The sequence below is a fragment of the Acidiphilium sp. MT5 genome (assembly GCF_054767495.1).
The window spans coordinates 40,128-58,244 of the sequence record NZ_BAABMR010000011.1; the positions used below are offsets into that span (position 1 = coordinate 40,128).

The following is an 18,117-nucleotide window of genomic DNA, read 5'->3' on the forward strand; positions in this document are numbered from 1 at the left end:
CCCGCCGGTTTTCGCGTTTGGCACTTAGTGGAGAATAATTTCCACGCGACGATTCTGCGGCTCACGCACGCCAGGGCCGGTCGGCACCAGCAGATGCGTCTCACCAAAGCCCTTGATCACGATGTCCTGCTTCGGCACGCCATCAGCCACCAGCTTGGCGGCGACGGTATCCGCACGGCGGAACGACAGCTTCTCATTGTAAGCCGGCGTGCCCGATGTGTCGGTATAGCCATTCACGTTCAGCGAAGTGACATGGGTGGTGCGCGATGCATCCGCCGCCTGGGCAATAATCTGATCCGCGCGCGGGGTCAGGTTATATTTGTTCCAGTCGAAGAACACCAGGTAGGTGCGGGCCGGCGCCGGAGCCGGGGTGGCCACCGGAGCGGGTGCCGGAGCTGGCGGGGCCGGCGGTGCGGGCGGGAAGAGCTGATAGGTCAGACCGACCAGCACCATGTTGTTGCTGTCATCGCCGAGCTTAACCGAAGCGGCCTGCGGCGTCGCGCCCAAATTATACGACGCGGCATAGGTGCGGCCATTGGTGCGCATATAGCGATATTGTACATTGGCCGAGAGGCCCGGTGCGCCAGGGATCGGGAAGGAAACGCCCGCGATCGCCTGATAGGCAAGCCCACCCTTGGTTTGGTTGATGCTGAATTCCGACGGGCCACCATCAACAGCCGGGACCGACACGCCATCCAGATGCACGAACTGATAGCCAACGCCAGCGCCCACGAACGGGAACACGTAAGGGCTGCCAACGTCGAAATCATACAGCGCATTGACCATCGCGCCGTATTTTTTCTCTTTGCCCGAAGCGGTGACCTGACCCGGCAGGAACACGGTGCTGCCCGCGCCGACATCAACCTTGCTCAGCTGATTATCGAAATAATCGCCTTCCAATTCAACGCGGAAACCGTTGCCGAACCCATATCCAACGCTGGCCTCGCCGGTGAAGCCGTTATGGAACACGGCATGCGCGTCGGCGTTGCCGCTCACATTGAGGGCGGGAACCGCGACATTCTTGACCGACCGGCTACCCATGACGTTGTAGCCCAAGCCAGCACTGACATAAGGGCCGGTCACCGGCTGCGCCATCGCAATCGCAGGGACCAAAGCAGGGGCGGACATCAGCGTCGCCGCCAAAAGTATAGAGCGCATTTTCATTCGTTTTCTCCTTGTGCAGATCAGTCTGCGGTTGGAAAACAGCTTGTCACAGCCATTGCCTGATCCTGCATGTAGCATCGCAGACTTGGGATTTGCACCAGGGGGCGGGTATTTCCGCCGCGATGTGGCGCAAGAGCCACAAATTCGGCGTCTGCTATCGTTTCTTCCTGACAACATGTATAAGGCCAATCGTGTCGGTATCAGGGATATTGACGCAATTGTAGGCATGCCCTATAGGGCAGTATCATGCGGTTTGCGTCAAATCTCACTTCCTGTCATGAATATCCCGGCACGCACGTTAATTGGCTTGCGTATAGTGTCGCAGCATCACGCGACGAAATCTTGAAGGACGAGCGACGGATGACAGAGATGGCAGCAATCGATCCGCAAACCTCCCAAGCAGCGCGGGCGGCGCGGCGCAGCATATCCGGCGATTCACCGACCGAATCAGGCCAGGCGGAGGCCTTATTCTCCGTCAGCCAATTGGCCCGCCAGCTCGGCGTCACCGCGCGCACTATCCGTTTCTATGAGGATAAAGGCCTGCTCGCGCCCAGCCGCGCCGGCACCACCCGGGTCTATACGGTGCGCGATCGTGCCCGCCTTGTGTTGATTTTACGGGGTAAGCGGCTTGGTTTCTCGTTACGCGAAATCAAAGAATATCTTGATCTGTACGATATTGACCCAACCCATCTCGCCCAAGTGCGCCAATTGCTGGTCGCCGTGCGTAAGCGCATCGCCAAGCTGCATGACCAGCGCTCAGCCCTTGAGCAAAGTCTCGCCGAACTCGCCGATATCGAACGCCAAGCCGAGGCCGTTTTGAACGATCCTGGTCTGCCCAAAAAAACCCGACCGTGAACCCACCGAAATATCCGTCTTCATCGCAGAGGAGCTTGTCATATTCATGACCCATGCAGTCATCGCCGGCTACGCCCGTTCCCCGTTCACACCGGCCAAAAAAGGCGGATTGACCCGGGTGCGCCCCGATGAAATGGCAGCGGAAATTGTGCGGGCATTGATTGCGCGCACCGGCGTGAAACCCGATGATATTGAGGATATTCTCGTCGGTTGCGCCTTTCCCGAGGCCGAGCAGGGGCTGAACGTCGCCCGGCTGATCGCGCTGCTCGCCGATTTGCCGATCAGCGTGGCGGGGGCCACCGTCAATCGCTTCTGCGGCTCCTCGATGTATTCGGTGCATATGGCCGCGGGCGCGATTGCCATGGGTGCGGGCGAGGCGTTCCTCGCCGTTGGCATCGAAAGCATGACCCGCGTGCCCATGGGCGGCTATAACCCAATGCCCTCACCCACACTCTATGCGAAAAATCCCGCCGCCTATATGGGCATGGGCGATACCGCCGAAAATGTCGCCCAGCGTTGGCAAATCACCCGCGAGGCGCAGGAAGAATTTGCCCTCGCCAGCCATGTCAAAGCCGCTGCCGCGCAGAAAGCGGGGCGGCTTGCCAGTGAAATCGTGCCGATCACCCTCAACAAAGCCAACGCTACGCAGGATGAATGCATTCGGCATGACGCCTCGCGTGAGGGCTTGGCCGCGTTGAAACCGGCGTTTGATGCCAACGGCACCGTTACCGCCGGCACATCCTCGCCGCTGACCGATGGCGCGTCGGCGGTGCTGGTCTGCTCGGAGGCTTACGCCAAAAAACATGGGCTTGAGATTATCGCCCGGATCAAATCAACCGCCGTCGCGGGCTGCGCGCCAGATATTATGGGTATCGGCCCGGTCGCGGCATCGCGCAAAGCCCTCGCCCGCGCTGGCCTCACCGCGCGGGATTTGAACGTGGTCGAGCTGAACGAAGCCTTCGCCTCGCAAGCCCTTGCCTGCATTCGGGATTTGGAGCTTGACCCCGCGACGGTCAATCTGGATGGCGGCGCCATTGCCCTTGGCCATCCGCTCGGCGCCACGGGCGCGCGCATTACCGGCAAAGCCGCGCAATTGCTCAAGCGCGAAGGCGGCAAATATGCGCTCGCCACCCAATGTATCGGTGGTGGTCAAGGCATCGCCACGGTGCTGGAGGCGGTCTGATGTCTGAAATAAAATCCGTTGCCGTGATCGGCGCGGGCGTGATGGGGGCGGCGATTGCCGCTCACGTCGCCAATGCCGGGGTCAAGGTCAAGCTGCTCGACATCGTCAAGCCGGGCAGTGCCGACCGGAACGCCATCGCTAAAGCGGCGATTGAGCGATTCAAAAAAGCCCAGCCCAATCCGCTCATGTCGTCAGCCGCCGCCAAGCTGATCACGCCGGGCAATACCGAAGATGATTTCGATAGTCTGGCCGAATGTGACTGGATCGTGGAAGCCGTGATCGAACGGCTAGACATTAAACAAGCGCTCTATGCCCGCCTCGCGCGCGTGCGCAAGCCAGGGTCGGTGGTGTCCTCTAACACCTCGACGATCCCCTTGGCCGAACTGACATCGGGGATGGATGAGAGCCTGAAACCCGATTTCATGATTACGCATTTTTTCAACCCGCCGCGCTATATGCGCCTGTTAGAGTTGGTCACCAGCTCAGCGAACACGCCCGATGCAGTGCGCAAACTGCAACAATTCTGCGATGTTACCTTGGGCAAGTCCGTTATCATTTGTAACGATACACCGGGTTTCATCGCCAACCGCATTGGCACCTATTGGATCCAAACCGCGATGGTCCTCGCCCTTGATCTCGGTCTTGAGGTCGAAGAGGCCGATGCCATCATGGGCAAACCGATGGGTTTTCCTTCAACCGGCGTGTTTGGCTTGATGGATCTCGTCGGCATTGATCTTGGCCCGCACGTGAATGCCTCGCTCGCGCGGCTGCTGCCCCCATCCGATCCGTTCCACAGCATGAACCGCGATGTATCCTTCATCGAAAAACTGATCGCCGAAGGCTATACCGGCAAAAAAGGCAAAGGCGGGTTTTACCGCAGCCAAGGCCGGGGCGCTGAGCGGGTCAAGCAAACCTTGTCCCTCGCCGCCGCCGCCCAAGGCCGCCTTGAATGGCGCGCCAGCATCCGCCCCAAAATCACCGAAGTCGCGGATGCAAAAAAGGATTTGAAAAAGCTGGTTGGCGCCACCTCCAAGCCCGGCCACTATGCCTGGGGTGTGCTGGGCCGGGTGTTAGCCTATGCCGCATCTTTGCTCGGTGAAATAGCGCCGGATATTGCCAGCATCGATGAGGCAATGCGCCTGGGCTATACCTGGAAATACGGCCCGTTCGAGCTGATCGATAAATTGGGCGCGCCCTATGTTGCAAGCAAGCTCACCGAACTTTCAATTCCAGTCCCGCCGGTGCTCAGCAAAATCGGCGATGGCAAATTCTATAAAACCGAAGGCCGCACCCTGCTGCAATTCGGCTTGGATGGTGCCTACCACCCGGTGCTGCGCCCCGATGGGGTGTTATTGCTTGAGGATGTCAAGCGCGGTGCCAAGCCGGTGCTGGGCAATAAATCCGCGTCGGTCTGGGATATTGGCGATGGCGTGCTCTGCGTCGAATTCCATTCGATTATGAATGCGCTTGATGGCGATATTCTGGCACTCCTCGAAAAAACCATCGCCCTGGTACAGAAATCCTACAAAGCAATGGTGATCTATTCAGAGGATTTGCGCGCAGGCCCCGGCAAGGAAAATTTCTCGGTCGGTGCCAATCTTGGCCTTGCGATGTTTGCGGCCAATTTGCGCATGTGGGGCAAAATTGAAGGCACCATCAAGGAAGGTCAGCGCGTCTATCAATTGATGCGCACGGCCCCGGTCCCCATCGTCGCCGCGCCCGCCGGTCGCGCCTTGGGCGGTGGCTGCGAAATCCTGCTGCATTGCGCTGGCGTGCAAGCCTATGCCGAGACCTATATCGGCCTGGTTGAAGCCGGTGTCGGCTTGGTTCCCGGCTGGGGCGGTTGCACCCAAATGCTCACCCGTTGGCAGGCCGATCCGAAAATGCCGCGCGGCCCAATGCCGGCCGTGGCCAAAGTGTTCGAAATGATCTCGACGGCGAAAGTCAGCCTCTCAGCCACCGAGGCGCAGGCACTGAAATTCCTCCGCCCGACCGATGGCATCACCATGAACCGCACCCGTGTGCTCGCAGATGCCAAAGCGCGGGCGCTGGCCATGGTGCCCGGCTACGCGCCGCCGCCTGACCCGGCACCTCTGCAATTGCCCGGCGCGACCGGGCGCACCGGCCTCGCCATGGCCGTCAATGAGTTTCGCAAAAAAGGCATCGCCACCCCGCATGACGTTACGGTGGCAACGCATCTCGCGCGCGTGCTCACCGGCGGCGATATCGATATCATCGATCCGGTGCCCCAAGCCGCGATTATGGATTTGGAGCGCGAAGCCTTCATGGCCCTGTTCCGTACCAAGGAAACCCAAGCGCGGATCAAGCAAATTATCGATACCGGCAAACCCTTGCGGAATTGATCTCGACACCTTTGTACCTGTTATCGTTCGTCAAAAGGAGCGTTACCCATGCCCGTCTATCATGCCCCGATCCAGGATATGCGCTTTGTGTTGCACGAATTATTCGACAGCAGCACCATCACTGAACTGCCCGGCAATGCGGATTTCACGCCGGAATTGATGGATTCAGTGTTGGAAGAAGCCGCGAAAATGGCGGAGAACGTGCTGTTCCCGCTCAATCAGGTTGGTGATCTTGAAGGCTGCGTCTATGAAAACGGCGTCGTCCGCACACCCACCGGCTTCAAGGATGCCTATAAAGCGTTCTGCGAGGGTGGCTGGAGTTCGATGGCCGCAGCCCCCGAATGGGGTGGCCAAGGCATGCCGATCCCGGCGGCGATGATGGTCGAAGAAATGCTCTGCTCGGCCAATGTCGCCTTTGGTCTGTATCCCGGCTTGACCCATGGCGCTTACGTCGCTCTATCCCACGTTGGCAGCGAGGAGCAGAAAAAAACCTATCTGCCCAACCTCGTCACCGGCAAATGGTCCGGCACCATGTGCCTCACCGAGCCGCATTGCGGCACCGATCTGGGCATGCTGCGCACCAAGGCCGAGCCGAACCCGGATGGCTCATACAGCATCACCGGCAACAAGATTTTCATCAGCGCCGGCGAGCATGATTTGACCGAAAACATCATCCATCTGGTGCTCGCCCGCCTGCCGGATGCGCCGCGCGGGGTAAAAGGCATTTCGATGTTCGTGGTGCCGAAATTCCTGGTGCGCGAAGATGGCTCGCTCGGCCCGCGCAATGGCCTGCAATGCACCGCCATTGAGCATAAAATGGGCATCAAAGCCTCCGCCACCTGCGCCATGAGTTTTGATGGCGCGAAAGGCTGGCTGGTCGGCGAGCCGAATAAGGGCCTCGCCGGCATGTTCAAAATGATGAACACTGAGCGTCTATCCGTGGGTATTCAGGGTCTCGGCATCGCCGAAACCGCTTATCAAAACGCCGTTACCTATGCGCGTGACCGCATCCAAGGCCGCTCACTCACCGGCACCAAAGCGCCGGACAAGCAAGCGGACCCGATCTTGGTGCATCCTGATGTGCGCCGTATGCTGCTCACCATGCGCGCCTATATCGAAGGGTGCCGGGGTCTCGCCGGTTGGGTCGCGCGCGAGCTCGAAATCCTGAACAAATCGACCGATGAAGATGCGAAACAAGTCGCCGATGATTTCTCCTCGCTGATGACCCCGGTGGTCAAAGCGATGTTCACCGACATGGGCTTTGAAATTGCCTCCCTCGCGGTGCAAACCTATGGCGGGCACGGCTATATTCGCGACCACGGCATCGAACAATATGTTCGTGATGCGCGCATCTCGATGCTCTATGAAGGCACCAACGGCATTCAAGCGCTTGATCTGGTCGGGCGCAAATTGCCGCAAGATGGCGGGCGCCTGCTCACCCGCTTCCTCGATCCGGTAATGGAATTTATCGAGGCTCATGCCGATAACGAAGCGCTAGAACCGTTCCTGCCGCCGCTGCAACAAGCGATCGAACATATGCAGGAAGCCACCGGCTTCATCATGGAAAACGCCATGTCCAATCATGATGAAATCGGCGCCGCCTCGGTCGATTATCTGCGCCTGTTCGGACTCACCGCACTCGCCTTCGTCTGGGCGCGCATGGTCGCCATCGCCGCACCAAAAGCCGAGGATGTGGGCGAAGGCCAATTCTATCGGGCCAAGGTGCAAACAGCGAAATTCTTCATGGAGCGCCTATTACCGCAAACCGGCGCCCTGCTCGCCGCCATTCGCTCCGGCTCCGCGACGATGATGGAATTCGAAGACGCGGCGTTCTAACCGAGCGCCACTGGTCAAAGGGCGTGACCCACAAGGTCACGCCCTTTTTTGCGATTTGTTTGGAACTTACGCCACGCGATGCCAGAGGATACGTCTAATCCGACTCGTCAGTGTCGAAATAGCCCAGATCAATCCGCTTCAGTTCAATCTGTCGGACAACCCGCACACCAACATTGAACCGGATCATTAATCGCGTTAGTTCAACACCGTCGATCAAAATCAATCGCAATGCACCCGCCTGCTCAGCTACTCGGAGCGCCTGTTTGGTAAACGACGAAGTGGTAATGAACACCCCTTTTTGCGCCCCTTGGCTGATCAACGCGCCCAAGAATGCGCGAACAGACTCGCCATCCACAGAATTGCCCGGCTGATAGCGCTTAGCCTGCAAATAGATGCGATCAAGTCCGAGCAGGTCTTCGCGGATAACACCATCAATGCCGCCATCGCCGGATTTGCCGAGCCGTTCGCCCGCCTCGTATCGCGAACCGCCATAACCCATCGCCAAGAGTAAATCGATAATAAGTTGTTCGAAGAAGGTTGGACTTACGGCTAAAATCCGGTCCATTAATGCTTCGCGCAACGTCTCATTCAGCGTGATTAACGCCGCTTCAATCTGCTCATCCGGGGTGCTGACACTGGTAAACGGACCAGCGGAGGCAGCCCCCGTGTCGATGGCGGATAGGCGATCATCGTGGTTCTGGGCCGATATCGGCACCAATGGTTCGGTTTTGGTTTTAGCGCGCGCTAAAAATTCCCGAAACGCTTCAAATCGCCTTAAGTATGCCCCGTCGATATGATCTGGAGCTTCGGCGAGAACCGACCGTCCCAACGGTGTGATCTGCACATATCCTCTGCTTGGCTGCGAAACCAAACCGGCTTGTTTTAAATATGTTTTTGCCCAGTGGGTGCGGCTGGCGATAATGGATATCTTGCCACTTGGGATCAGGGCGTTGCGCTCGTCCTCGGACAATCCAAGGTCCGTTTCCACCCGCTCAATCAACTCGCGCATGGAATATTGCTTCTGCTCAACCACGTTAAGGATCGGCAGCATGAGAGCCTCATAGCTCGGGATCGTCATGCCGAACGCCCCCTAAGCCTGCCGCATCCCCACCAGCGTGATGAACAAGGTCGCGACCAACACCAGCAGCACCACCAAGCTCACCACCCAGCGGAGCACCAGATATTTCGCTGGCACCAAATCGCGCCCTTTCCCCACCGTCTCGGCCAGGATCGTCGCGAAAAATCCGGCAATCAGCACCGCAAGGGCGAGGCGCGGCGCGCCGAGCGGGGTGACGCAAATCAACGCGAAGAACCCAATCAACGCGGGCAGCACGCCGAACACCAGCCGCTGATCATTGGCCCGCGCGTCACGCACCATGCCGCCCGGCTCCAGGGCAAATCCCCAATGCACCGCGCCGAGAAAACTCAGAATAACCGCGCCATAATCGATAATGCTCACCGTCGCCGTCGGCGCATCGAGCGGGCGGGTCGCGATAATCGCGAGCAGCGCGATAAACGGAATGGTCCCGGCCAGACCCAGCAGCGTCGCCGTCATCATCGGGGTGCGTGTCATGGACGCACTATTCCACGAAATCGAGCCCAATATCCAGAGCGCGGCTGCTATGGGTCAACCAACCCGCCGAAATCAAATCCACCCCGCTCTCGGCAATCGCCGGTGCGCTGGCCGGCGTGATGCGCCCGGACGCCTCGGCAATTGCCCGCCCGCCAATCATGGCCACCGCCTCGCGCAGCAGGGCAGGGGTCATATTATCCAGCAGCACCGCATCCGCCCCAGCCGCCAGCGCCTGTTCCAACTGCGCCAGCGTATCCACCTCGCATTCAATTTTCACCAAATGCCCCACGCAAGCCCGCGCCCGCGCAATCGCAACGCCAACTCCGCCCGCCATCGCAATATGATTATCCTTGATCAGCACCGCATCATCGAGGCCGAACCGATGATTCGCGCCGCCCCCCGCCCGCACCGCGTATTTTTGCAAAAACCGCAAATTCGGCACGGTCTTGCGCGTGCAGCTCAACCGCGCCTTGGTATGCGCAATCGCCGCGACAATCCCCGCCGTCGCGCTCGCCACGCCCGAAAGCTGGGCCAGAAAATTCAGCGCCACCCGCTCCGCGGAGAGAATCGGTCTTGCCGCCCCGGCCACCCGCGCAATCACATCGCCCGGCGCCACGCGCGCGCCATCCGCCAGCACCGGCACGAACAGCAAGCTTGGGTCGAGCAGCGCAAAAGCGATGCGCGCACAAGCAAGCCCGGCAATCACACCCGGCTCGCGTGCCACGAAATGCACAGTCGCCCGTGTATCCGCCGGAATCACCGCCTCGGTGGTAATATCGCCGGCCCGGCCCAAATCCTCGGCAAGGGCTGCGCGAATCACCGGCTCAATCAGCAAATCGGGCAAGCTCATGCGGCAATCCTCTGGCGCAAAATAACCTGGGCGCGCTGCAACGCGCTGGCACGGGTCAGGGTTGATGACACCGGCGCCGCAGCACTGCGCGCCGGATAATCGCTGGTCGAATGCCCGCCCCGGCTTTCATGGCGATCATACGCCGCCACCGCCATCATCAGCGCCACCAAGGCGGCCTGGTTGCGCGTCGCCAGCGGCAAAAATTCCGCCATCGCCCGCCGCAAACCGGCCCGGTTGCGCTGCACGAACAAATCACGATCCATGACCGAGCGGATCATCCGCAGCGATGCCGGGTCCGCCGCCGGGCCGCTCACCAACCCAATCCGCTGGTCAGCCCCCGTGGCATCCAGCGTGCGAAACAAAAACCCAACATCCGCCCCGGTCACGAACGCTTCGAGGAGCGAATTGCTCGCCAGCCGGTTCGCCCCATGCAGCCCGGTGCTCGCCGCCTCACCGGCGGCAAACAGCCCCGGCACGCTGCTTTGCCCCGCCGCATCCACCGCAATCCCGCCCATATGATAATGCGCCACCGGCGTGACCGGCATCGGCATTTGCGCCGGATCAATCCCCGCCCGCGCACAGGAGGCCGCGATGGAGGGAAACCGCGTGTGAAACCGTTCACCAATCGCCCGCGCATCCAGAAAACAGCGATGATTTTGCAATTGATGGGCATGAATCGCCCGCGCGACCACATCGCGCGGCAGCAACTCATCAATGAAGCGCGCCCCGGTCTCATCCACCAGCACCGCCCCTTCGCCGCGCACCGCCTCGGAAATCAACGGCAAGGGCGAGGCACCGGCATCCAATCCGGTCGGGTGAAACTGCATGAATTCTAAATCGCGCAATGTCGCACCCGCCTCGGCGGCCAAAGCGAGGCCCGAGCCGGTCGCCCCACTCGGCGCGCTGGAGGCGCGATACAGCCCCGCCGCCCCGCCGGTCGCCACCAGCACCGCCCCGGTGCGCAAAAACAATATTTGATCCGGCGTTGCGATCCAAACGCCGATCACCCGCCCCTCATGCGTCGCGATTTGCAACGCCGCCGCATGCTCAATCAAGGTCACATGCGCCGCCGCCCGCACCGCAGCCGCCGCCGCCGCCGTCACCGCCGCTCCGGTATGATCGCGCACATGCACAATCCGCCGCCGCGCATGCGCAGCCTCCAGCCCCAGCGCAATGGCCCCGGTGGCATCCCGGTCAAACCCAACGCCCAGCGCCACCAGCCGCTCAATCACAGAGGGCCCGGCGCCAATAATCCGCGCCACCGCCACCGGGTCGCACAGCCCATCACCCGCCGCCATGGTGTCGGCGCCATGCAATGTCACATCATCATCCGCGCCAATCGCCGCGGCAATCCCGCCTTGCGACCACAGGCTCGCCGCGCCATCGCTCAGCGTGCCCGCCGTTATCAGCACCACCGGGCGCGGTGCCGCTTCCAGCGCAGCGGCAAGCCCGGCCAAGCCGCCGCCGATAATCACTGGCCGATCAGTCAACGCCTGAAAATCGGTCATATCGCCAGCATCCGCTCAACCGAAACCCGCGCCCGTGCGGCCAAGTCCGGATCAATCTCGATCGCACCCGTCATCGTCTCCAGCGCCCGGCGAATATTGCCCAAATTGATCCGCTTCATATGCGGGCACAAATTGCAGGGCTTCACGAAATCCACGCCCTGAAATTGCGAGGCCAGATTATCGCTCATCGAACATTCGGTAATCAGCGCCACCCGCGCCGGCTGATGTTTCGCGATGAACTGCGCCATCCCCGCTGTGGAGCCCGCAAAATCCGCCGCTGCAATCACTTCTTCCGGACATTCCGGATGGGCCAGCACCGTCACATTGTCATATTGCGCCCGTACCTGCGCAATATCGGCACGGGTAAACCGCTCATGCACCTCGCAAGCGCCATCCCAGGGGATAATCTGCACCGATGTCTCGCGCGCCGTGTTCGCCGCCAAATATCGATCCGGCAGCATCACCACCCGGTCCGTCCCCGCCGCCTTGGCCGCGAACTCCACCACCTGCTTGGCATTGCCCGAGGTGCAGCAATAATCCACCTCCGCCTTCACCGCCGCCGATGTATTCACATAAGCAATCAACGGCACACCCGGATAGCGCGCCCGCAACCCGCGCACATCCTCAGCCGTAATGCTCTCGGCAAGCGAACAACCCGCGCGCGCATCCGGGATCAGCACGATTTTGCTGGGATTGAGCAGCTTGGCGGTCTCCGCCATGAAATGCACCCCGGCCATCACAATCACATCCGCCTGCGCCGTCACCGCCTCGCGGGCCAGCGCCAGGCTATCGCCGGTGATATCGGCAACCCCATGATAAATTTCCGGGGTTTGGTAATTATGCGCGAGAATAATCGCGTTACGCGCATGTTTGAGCCGCCTGATGGCAGAAATATCCTCCTGCAACAGCGCAAACTCCGCCGGCGGCATATGATGCGCGAGGGCGGCGTAAGCCGGATCGGAAACCAGCATCGTCATGGGTCGCTCCATTATACTCAATTTGAGTATAATTAGGGTTCAAAAAAACGCGACGAACAGCCGCGTAACAAGCCAATTATACTAAGAATGAGTATAATAAAGTCAAGTCCGCACCATCGGCAGTCGCGTATCGGTGATGTCCCGCTCGGCCCGGATCGCTTCGCGAAACCGGAATAGTTTCGCCGGCCGGCCCGGCCCTGAGGTGAATTTTCCGGTCTCTTCCAACAGGTTCTGTGCCTCCATCACCCGCCGAAAATTCGATTTATGCATGCGCTGCCCCGCCAACGCCTCGACGCAGCGTTGCAGATCCAGCAATGAAAAACTCTCAGCCAACAATTCGAACACCACCGGTCGATACTTAATTTTCGCCCGCAACCGGCTGATCGCGGTCGCCAAAATTCGGCGATGATCCGCCGCCATCGGCGTGCCGGAGACCAGCGCACCATGCGCCGCCCGGCCATCGCGCGCGGCCTCATGCACTAAGCCGGCCTCATAGAGTAACTGATACCGCGCGAGCACCAATTCCTCGTTCCACGCCACCCCATCCAACCCGAACGCATTGGCCACCCGCATCCGGCGCGTCGCATCGCGGCCCTGCCAGCGCGCCAACCCGTCGCGGATCGGCGCTTCTAGCAGCGTCGGCTCGCGCTTGGTTTCGCTCCGCCGATCCTCCCAGGGAAAATAACGATACCAATCCTGCCACGAAATCGCCCCTTGCGGCGCCGCCTCGCGGGTCAAGCCCAAATAGGAAATTGAAATGCTGCGCCCTTCGGTGCGCGCTTCAGCGCTGCGCGCCTGATCGGCAAAGGTATAAAGCTGCTCGACATAGCCGAGCGGATGATGCGTCTGCCGCTCAACCCAGGCGCGCAACCCCGCTTGCAACGAACGATGGGTCGGCTCCAGCGGTCCTTCCGGCAGCGCACTCCCATCCGCCAAGGTCAGCACCCGCGGCACGCCCCGCGTCACCGCCACCAGCACTGCAATCAATTCGGCATGGATCGTCTGCGCGCCCTCCACCATCATCAGACCATCACGGCTTGATCGTGCGATAGGCAATTTTCGCCGCCAGCGCCCGGGGTGCCAAGCGCGTGCCGAACGCCATCGCCGCATTCATCGTGCCCGCCACCACGCTTGAGCGCCCTTTGGCCAAGGCATCAAGCCCGATTCGTGCCACCTCGCTCGCGGTCATTGCCGATTTCTTGGTGAAGTCCGAGCGCGTTTGATCAGCCACCGCAAAAAACTCGGTCTCGGTCACGCCAGGGCACAACACCGAAACCCGAACCCCCTGCGGCGCCAATTCCACATCCAGCGCCTCGCCGAGTGAGAGCACATAGGATTTGCTCGCCGCATAAGCCGCATAAAGCGGTACCGGCTGAAACGCCGCAGTGGAGGCGACCAGCATAATCCGCCCATAGCCACGCTGGCTCATCAACGGCGCGAAGAGCCGGGTCAAATGAGTCAGTGCCGTGATGTTCACTGCTAACATGGCATCAACCCTGCCCCAATCCGCAGTCGCCAGCGCACCAAATACGCCAAGCCCGGCATTATTGATCAGCACATCCACGGTCGAAAATCGTTCGGCCAAATCCACGCGCGCCTGAAAATCCGCCAAATCCGTAGGGGCAACCACCGCGTTCACCCCGAATAATCGGCACTCGGCGGCCAAAGCCTCCAGCCGATCGGCCCGCCGGGCCACCAACACCAGATTGGCACCAGCTTGGGCCAAATCACGCGCCATTGCCGCCCCGATTCCACTTGATGCCCCAGTAATCAGCGCGGTTTTGGTCCGAAAATGATCATTCATGACGTATTCCTTGAATTGCCGCTTACGTAATACATCATCATTGTCTCTGCATCTAGGCGCAATTTAATTGCATCGATTGTCCAGGCTGCATTGCCAACCTCACGAAAATGTGGTTATCACCGCGCGTTCGGGGACAATGCTAACGGCATCAAAATAAAAGATATATTCGGAGGGCTGCATGGTAGCGTACGCGTTACAGCAATTAATCAACGGAATCACGCTGGGCATGGTCTACGGGTTGATCGCTGTCGGCTACACCATGGTTTACGGCATCATCGGCATGATCAATTTTGCCCATGGCGATGTGTTCATGGTCGGCGCTTATGTCGGTATCATCGTGCTCACCGCTTTTTCAGGCATGGGCATCGCCGCCGTCCCTGTCGGCTTGCTCGTTGCATTGTTGGTCTCGGTCGCGCTGTGCGGGGTCTATGGCTTCACCATCGAACGCGCGGCCTATCGCCCGTTGCGCGGCTCGTTCCGCCTCGCCCCGCTGATCTCGGCGATCGGCATGTCAATTTTGTTAGAGAATTTCGTGCAAACCTCGCAAGGCGCCAAAGATCGCGCCATTCCTGAGCCGATTCCCGGTGGTTTTAAAATCATGCAGCAGCATGGTTTCGTTGTGCAAATGTCGTATATGCAAATCGCGATCATTGTCACCACCTTGGTAACGCTCGGCATTTTCACCTACATCGTCACCAAAACCCCGCTCGGTCGGGCGATGCGCGCGATTGAGCAAGATGCAAAAATGGCCGCTTTGCTCGGCGTCAACACCAATCGGGTGATCAGCCTCACCTTCGTCATCGGCTCCGCCCTCGCTGCCGTCGCCGGCATCATGTTCCTCAGCTATTACGGGGTGATCAATTTCTTCATCGGCTTCAACGCCGGCATCAAGGCCTTCACCGCCGCCGTGCTAGGGGGCATCGGCAGCCTGCCCGGTGCGGTGCTCGGTGGCTTGCTCATCGGCCTGATCGAATCGTTCTGGTCCGGATACGCAACAATTGCCTATAAGGACGTCGCCGTCTATTCGATCCTCGCGATTGTGCTGATGTTCATGCCCACCGGCTTGCTCGGTCGCGCCGATATCGAGAAGGTCTGATCAATGTCTGATGTGCGCTCGGCGCAGGGTGGCCGCGACACGCTAATTCGCTATATCCGCGACGCCGGCGGGGTCGGTCTGCTCGCCCTCGCCATTTTTGTGCCCTTCATCGGTTTGCGCCTGCATGGCGAAACCAACGGGCTGGTGCTGCATTATCGGCCTAAATTGCTGGTCATCGGTGTCGTCCTCGCCATGCTCGCCCGTCTGCTGGTGCTGATCTGGCAAGAGCGTCGCGTGCATCAGGGCCGCGCCGCCTGGCGGGCCGCCCGCGTGGCCTCGGCGGGCAAATATGTCGCCCCGCTCTTGCTCGCCAGCGCCGCCCTGCTGCCGTTAGTGCCTGGCATCGCCAATTTCTATATCGATCTCGGCGTGCTGGTGATGACCTATGTGATGCTCGGCTGGGGCCTTAACATCGTCGTCGGCTTGGCCGGTTTGCTCGATCTCGGCTATGTCGCGTTTTACGCCGTCGGGGCCTACTCGTTTGCACTGCTCGCGCATTATTATCATTTGACGTTCTGGGAGTGCCTGCCGCTATCCGGCATTTTCGCCGCCATCTGGGGCATGTGTCTCGGCTTTCCGGTTCTGCGGCTGCGCGGCGATTATCTCGCCATCGTCACGCTCGCCTTTGGTGAAATTATTCGCCTTGTCATCACCAACTGGATTTCCCTCACCGGCGGGCCGAATGGCATCTATAACATTCCGCACCCCACCTTCTTTGGTCTGAACTTCAATCTCGGCGGCGGGCCCGGCACATTCTCGGGATTTTTCGGGATCGATCCAGACCCCAAGCAACTCACCACCTATCTTTATTACATCATCTTCGTCCTCGCCCTGCTCACCAATTGGGTCACGCTGCGCCTGCGCCGCCTGCCCATGGGCCGCGCCTGGGAAGCCTTGCGCGAAGATGAAATCGCCTGCCGCTCGCTCGGCATCAATGTGCGCAACACCAAACTCACCGCCTTCGCCATCGGCGCCATGTTTGGCGGCTTCGCCGGCTGTTTTTTCGCCACCCGCCAAAATTTCATCAGCCCCGATAGTTTCACCTTCATCGAATCGGCAACCGTTCTGGCCATCGTGGTGCTGGGCGGGGCGGGCAGCCAACTCGGCGTCGCCCTTGCCGCCGTGGTGATGATCGGCATCCCCGCGCTGCTGCAAGATTTATCAATCTATCGCATGTTGTTTTTCGGTTTGGCGCTGGTCATCATGATGGTCGTCCGTCCGCGTGGCTTCGTCTCCACCCGCACGCCCTCCATCGCGTTAGGGAAACGTCAGCAAATCTCAAGCGAACTGATGTCCGAGGGCCATGGCTAATGACAACATTGCTCGAGGTTCGTGATCTGGTCATGCGATTCGGCGGTCTAACCGCCGTCTCCCGCTTGTCCTTCACCGCCATCCGTGGCGAAATCACAGCGGTGATCGGCCCGAACGGTGCAGGTAAAACCACGGTCTTTAACTGCATCACCGGCTTTTATCGGCCCAGCGAGGGCGAAATCACCATCCATCGCGAGGACCAATCAACGCTGGCACTGCATCGCCTACCCGGCTTTGCCATCGCCAAGCGGGGCCGGGTGGCGCGCACCTTCCAAAATATCCGCCTGTTCGGTGGCATGACCGTGCTGGAAAATCTGATGGTAGCGCAGCATAATCGGCTGCAAGCGGCCACCGGGTTTACCCTCCTCGCCGTGCTCGGGCTTGGACGCTACCGCCGCGTCGAGGCCGAGGCCCTAGAGCGCGCCAAATATTGGTTGGATGCCACCGGCCTAACCGAACGCGCCGACGAACCCGCCGCCTCGCTGCCCTATGGTGCCCAACGTCGCCTCGAAATTGCCCGCGCCATGTGTACCGATCCGGTGTTGCTCTGCCTTGATGAACCGGCAGCCGGCCTCAATCCGCGCGAAAGCGAAGAGCTCAACGCGCTGCTCTTGAAAATCCGTGCCGCCGGTTGCTCTTTGCTGCTGATCGAGCATGATATGGGCGTGGTGATGAAAATATCCGATCATATCATCGTGCTCGATCACGGTAAAAAAATCGCCGATGGCACGCCCGCTGAAATCCGCACCAACCAAGCCGTCATCGCCGCCTATCTGGGCGAGGGTGATGATGATGATCTCGATGTTCCGGTGGCCGCGCAATGAGTGTTATGCTTTCTCTCTCCGGTGTGACCGCCTTTTACGGCCAAATCCAAGCGCTGCGCGGGATTGATTTGACCGTCGAAAAAGGTGAAATCGTCACTCTGATCGGTGCGAACGGTGCGGGTAAATCAACCCTGATGATGACGATTTGCGGCAACCCGCGCGCTCGTTCCGGCAGCATCATCTATCAAGGCGAAGACATCACCCAATGCGCGATGCATGACATTGCGCGCAAGCGCATCGCCCACGCACCGGAAGGGCGGCGCATTTTTCCGCGCATGAGTGTTGAAGAAAATCTGCTGATGGGCGCACAAGTCGTCAAATTCGCTGATTATGACAAACAACTTGCCTTGATGTTTGATTTGTTCCCCCGCCTCAAAGAGCGGATCAACCAGCGCGGCGGCACCCTCTCGGGCGGCGAACAGCAAATGTTAGCGATTGCGCGCGCTTTGATGTCCAAGCCCGATCTTTTGATGCTCGATGAGCCAAGCCTCGGCCTCGCGCCGCTGGTGGTCAAACAAATTTTTGGAGCTATTCGCCAGCTCAATCGTGAGCTGGGCTTGACCGTGCTATTGGTCGAGCAGAACGCCTATCAGGCATTGCGCCTCGCTCATCGAGGCTATGTGCTTGTGAACGGTGCCATCACCATGCAAGGGGAGGGTGCCGAATTGCTGGCCCGGCCAGAAATCAAAGCAGCGTATCTGGAGGGCGGGCATTGATAAAAACTGAAAACGTAACGACTAGCAATCAAGGAGCGAGTGTTTTGGGGAACAAGT

Annotated in this window: 16 protein-coding genes; 8 read left to right on the plus strand and 8 right to left on the minus strand. The window is 59.9% G+C overall.

What is annotated here, in order from left to right:
* Nucleotides 1–24: 24 nt before the first annotated feature.
* Nucleotides 25–1,164 carry an OmpA family protein gene (locus ACYUCQ_RS12415; protein WP_460254856.1) on the minus strand — a complete coding sequence of 380 codons (1,140 nt, stop codon included), beginning with the start codon at nt 1,162–1,164 and terminating at the stop codon, nt 25–27.
* Between the two features lie 369 nt (nt 1,165–1,533).
* Here ACYUCQ_RS12415 and ACYUCQ_RS12420 point away from each other — a divergent pair, with 369 nt between their 5' ends.
* Genes ACYUCQ_RS12420 through ACYUCQ_RS12435 form a run of 4 tightly spaced genes read left to right on the plus strand, consistent with a single transcriptional unit; the run spans nt 1,534 to nt 7,401 of the window.
* Nucleotides 1,534–2,019 carry a MerR family transcriptional regulator gene (locus ACYUCQ_RS12420; RefSeq protein ID WP_460254857.1) on the plus strand — a complete coding sequence of 162 codons (486 nt, stop codon included), beginning with the start codon at nt 1,534–1,536 and terminating at the stop codon, nt 2,017–2,019.
* 46 nt (nt 2,020–2,065) lie between these two features.
* Nucleotides 2,066–3,202, plus strand: a complete 1,137-nt coding sequence (locus ACYUCQ_RS12425) for a thiolase family protein (protein WP_460254858.1) — start codon at nt 2,066–2,068, stop codon at nt 3,200–3,202.
* The gene (locus ACYUCQ_RS12430; RefSeq protein ID WP_460254859.1) at nt 3,202–5,565 is read left to right on the plus strand and encodes a 3-hydroxyacyl-CoA dehydrogenase/enoyl-CoA hydratase family protein; all 2,364 of its coding nucleotides are present in this window, start codon (nt 3,202–3,204) and stop codon (nt 5,563–5,565) included. The genes ACYUCQ_RS12425 and ACYUCQ_RS12430 overlap by 1 nt, the downstream gene beginning before the upstream one ends.
* Nucleotides 5,566–5,613: 48 nt before the next feature.
* On the plus strand, nt 5,614–7,401 hold the full coding sequence (locus tag ACYUCQ_RS12435; RefSeq protein ID WP_460254860.1) for an acyl-CoA dehydrogenase C-terminal domain-containing protein: 1,788 nt from the start codon (nt 5,614–5,616) through the stop codon (nt 7,399–7,401).
* A gap of 94 nt (nt 7,402–7,495) precedes the next feature.
* Here the strand turns inward: ACYUCQ_RS12435 and ACYUCQ_RS12440 are convergent, their stop codons facing one another.
* From ACYUCQ_RS12440 to ACYUCQ_RS12470, 7 genes are all read right to left on the minus strand, one after another.
* A complete protein-coding gene (locus ACYUCQ_RS12440; protein ID WP_460254861.1) occupies nt 7,496–8,479 on the minus strand; it encodes a restriction endonuclease in 984 nt (327 codons plus the stop codon).
* Nucleotides 8,480–8,491: 12 nt separating this feature from the next.
* On the minus strand, nt 8,492–8,974 hold the full coding sequence (locus ACYUCQ_RS12445) for a DUF3429 domain-containing protein (protein ID WP_460254862.1): 483 nt from the start codon (nt 8,972–8,974) through the stop codon (nt 8,492–8,494).
* Between the two features lie 7 nt (nt 8,975–8,981).
* On the minus strand, nt 8,982–9,824 hold the full coding sequence (nadC, locus tag ACYUCQ_RS12450; protein ID WP_460254863.1) for a carboxylating nicotinate-nucleotide diphosphorylase: 843 nt from the start codon (nt 9,822–9,824) through the stop codon (nt 8,982–8,984).
* Nucleotides 9,821–11,332, minus strand: coding sequence for an L-aspartate oxidase (locus ACYUCQ_RS12455; protein WP_460254864.1), 1,512 nt, complete (start codon nt 11,330–11,332; stop codon nt 9,821–9,823). Before ACYUCQ_RS12455 ends, nadC begins: the two co-directional genes overlap by 4 nt.
* On the minus strand, nt 11,329–12,309 hold the full coding sequence (gene nadA, locus ACYUCQ_RS12460; protein WP_460254865.1) for a quinolinate synthase NadA: 981 nt from the start codon (nt 12,307–12,309) through the stop codon (nt 11,329–11,331). The genes ACYUCQ_RS12455 and nadA overlap by 4 nt, the downstream gene beginning before the upstream one ends.
* A gap of 102 nt (nt 12,310–12,411) precedes the next feature.
* Entirely contained in the window at nt 12,412–13,329 is a 918-nt protein-coding gene (locus ACYUCQ_RS12465) for an NUDIX hydrolase (protein ID WP_460254976.1), read from the minus strand.
* A 10-nt stretch (nt 13,330–13,339) separates the two neighbouring features.
* Nucleotides 13,340–14,113, minus strand: a complete 774-nt coding sequence (locus ACYUCQ_RS12470) for an SDR family NAD(P)-dependent oxidoreductase (RefSeq protein ID WP_460254866.1) — start codon at nt 14,111–14,113, stop codon at nt 13,340–13,342.
* Nucleotides 14,114–14,291: 178 nt separating this feature from the next.
* Here ACYUCQ_RS12470 and ACYUCQ_RS12475 point away from each other — a divergent pair, with 178 nt between their 5' ends.
* From ACYUCQ_RS12475 to ACYUCQ_RS12490, 4 genes are read left to right on the plus strand one after another with little or no spacing between them, the layout of a single operon-like run.
* Nucleotides 14,292–15,209 (plus strand): ABC transporter permease subunit, encoded by a 918-nt coding sequence (locus ACYUCQ_RS12475; protein ID WP_460254867.1) that lies wholly within the window; start codon nt 14,292–14,294, stop codon nt 15,207–15,209.
* Nucleotides 15,210–15,212: 3 nt separating this feature from the next.
* A complete protein-coding gene (livM, locus tag ACYUCQ_RS12480) occupies nt 15,213–16,520 on the plus strand; it encodes a high-affinity branched-chain amino acid ABC transporter permease LivM (protein ID WP_460254868.1) in 1,308 nt (435 codons plus the stop codon).
* On the plus strand, nt 16,520–17,344 hold the full coding sequence (locus tag ACYUCQ_RS12485; protein WP_460254869.1) for an ABC transporter ATP-binding protein: 825 nt from the start codon (nt 16,520–16,522) through the stop codon (nt 17,342–17,344). The genes livM and ACYUCQ_RS12485 overlap by 1 nt, the downstream gene beginning before the upstream one ends.
* Nucleotides 17,341–18,060 (plus strand): ABC transporter ATP-binding protein, encoded by a 720-nt coding sequence (locus tag ACYUCQ_RS12490; RefSeq protein WP_460254870.1) that lies wholly within the window; start codon nt 17,341–17,343, stop codon nt 18,058–18,060. Before ACYUCQ_RS12485 ends, ACYUCQ_RS12490 begins: the two co-directional genes overlap by 4 nt.
* Nucleotides 18,061–18,117: the final 57 nt, after the last annotated feature.

Coding starts and splice junctions, on each gene's coding strand:
- ACYUCQ_RS12415 (WP_460254856.1), bottom strand. CDS start 1,164: ATGAAAATGCGCTCTATACTTTTGGCGGCGACGCTGATGTCCGCCCCT.
- ACYUCQ_RS12420 (WP_460254857.1), top strand. CDS start 1,534: ATGGCAGCAATCGATCCGCAAACCTCCCAAGCAGCGCGGGCGGCGCGG.
- ACYUCQ_RS12425 (WP_460254858.1), top strand. CDS start 2,066: ATGACCCATGCAGTCATCGCCGGCTACGCCCGTTCCCCGTTCACACCG.
- ACYUCQ_RS12430 (WP_460254859.1), top strand. CDS start 3,202: ATGTCTGAAATAAAATCCGTTGCCGTGATCGGCGCGGGCGTGATGGGG.
- ACYUCQ_RS12435 (WP_460254860.1), top strand. CDS start 5,614: ATGCCCGTCTATCATGCCCCGATCCAGGATATGCGCTTTGTGTTGCAC.
- ACYUCQ_RS12440 (WP_460254861.1), bottom strand. CDS start 8,479: ATGACGATCCCGAGCTATGAGGCTCTCATGCTGCCGATCCTTAACGTG.
- ACYUCQ_RS12445 (WP_460254862.1), bottom strand. CDS start 8,974: ATGACACGCACCCCGATGATGACGGCGACGCTGCTGGGTCTGGCCGGG.
- nadC (WP_460254863.1), bottom strand. CDS start 9,824: ATGAGCTTGCCCGATTTGCTGATTGAGCCGGTGATTCGCGCAGCCCTT.
- ACYUCQ_RS12455 (WP_460254864.1), bottom strand. CDS start 11,332: ATGACCGATTTTCAGGCGTTGACTGATCGGCCAGTGATTATCGGCGGC.
- nadA (WP_460254865.1), bottom strand. CDS start 12,309: ATGACGATGCTGGTTTCCGATCCGGCTTACGCCGCCCTCGCGCATCAT.
- ACYUCQ_RS12465 (WP_460254976.1), bottom strand. CDS start 13,329: ATGGTGGAGGGCGCGCAGACGATCCATGCCGAATTGATTGCAGTGCTG.
- ACYUCQ_RS12470 (WP_460254866.1), bottom strand. CDS start 14,113: ATGAATGATCATTTTCGGACCAAAACCGCGCTGATTACTGGGGCATCA.
- ACYUCQ_RS12475 (WP_460254867.1), top strand. CDS start 14,292: ATGGTAGCGTACGCGTTACAGCAATTAATCAACGGAATCACGCTGGGC.
- livM (WP_460254868.1), top strand. CDS start 15,213: ATGTCTGATGTGCGCTCGGCGCAGGGTGGCCGCGACACGCTAATTCGC.
- ACYUCQ_RS12485 (WP_460254869.1), top strand. CDS start 16,520: ATGACAACATTGCTCGAGGTTCGTGATCTGGTCATGCGATTCGGCGGT.
- ACYUCQ_RS12490 (WP_460254870.1), top strand. CDS start 17,341: ATGAGTGTTATGCTTTCTCTCTCCGGTGTGACCGCCTTTTACGGCCAA.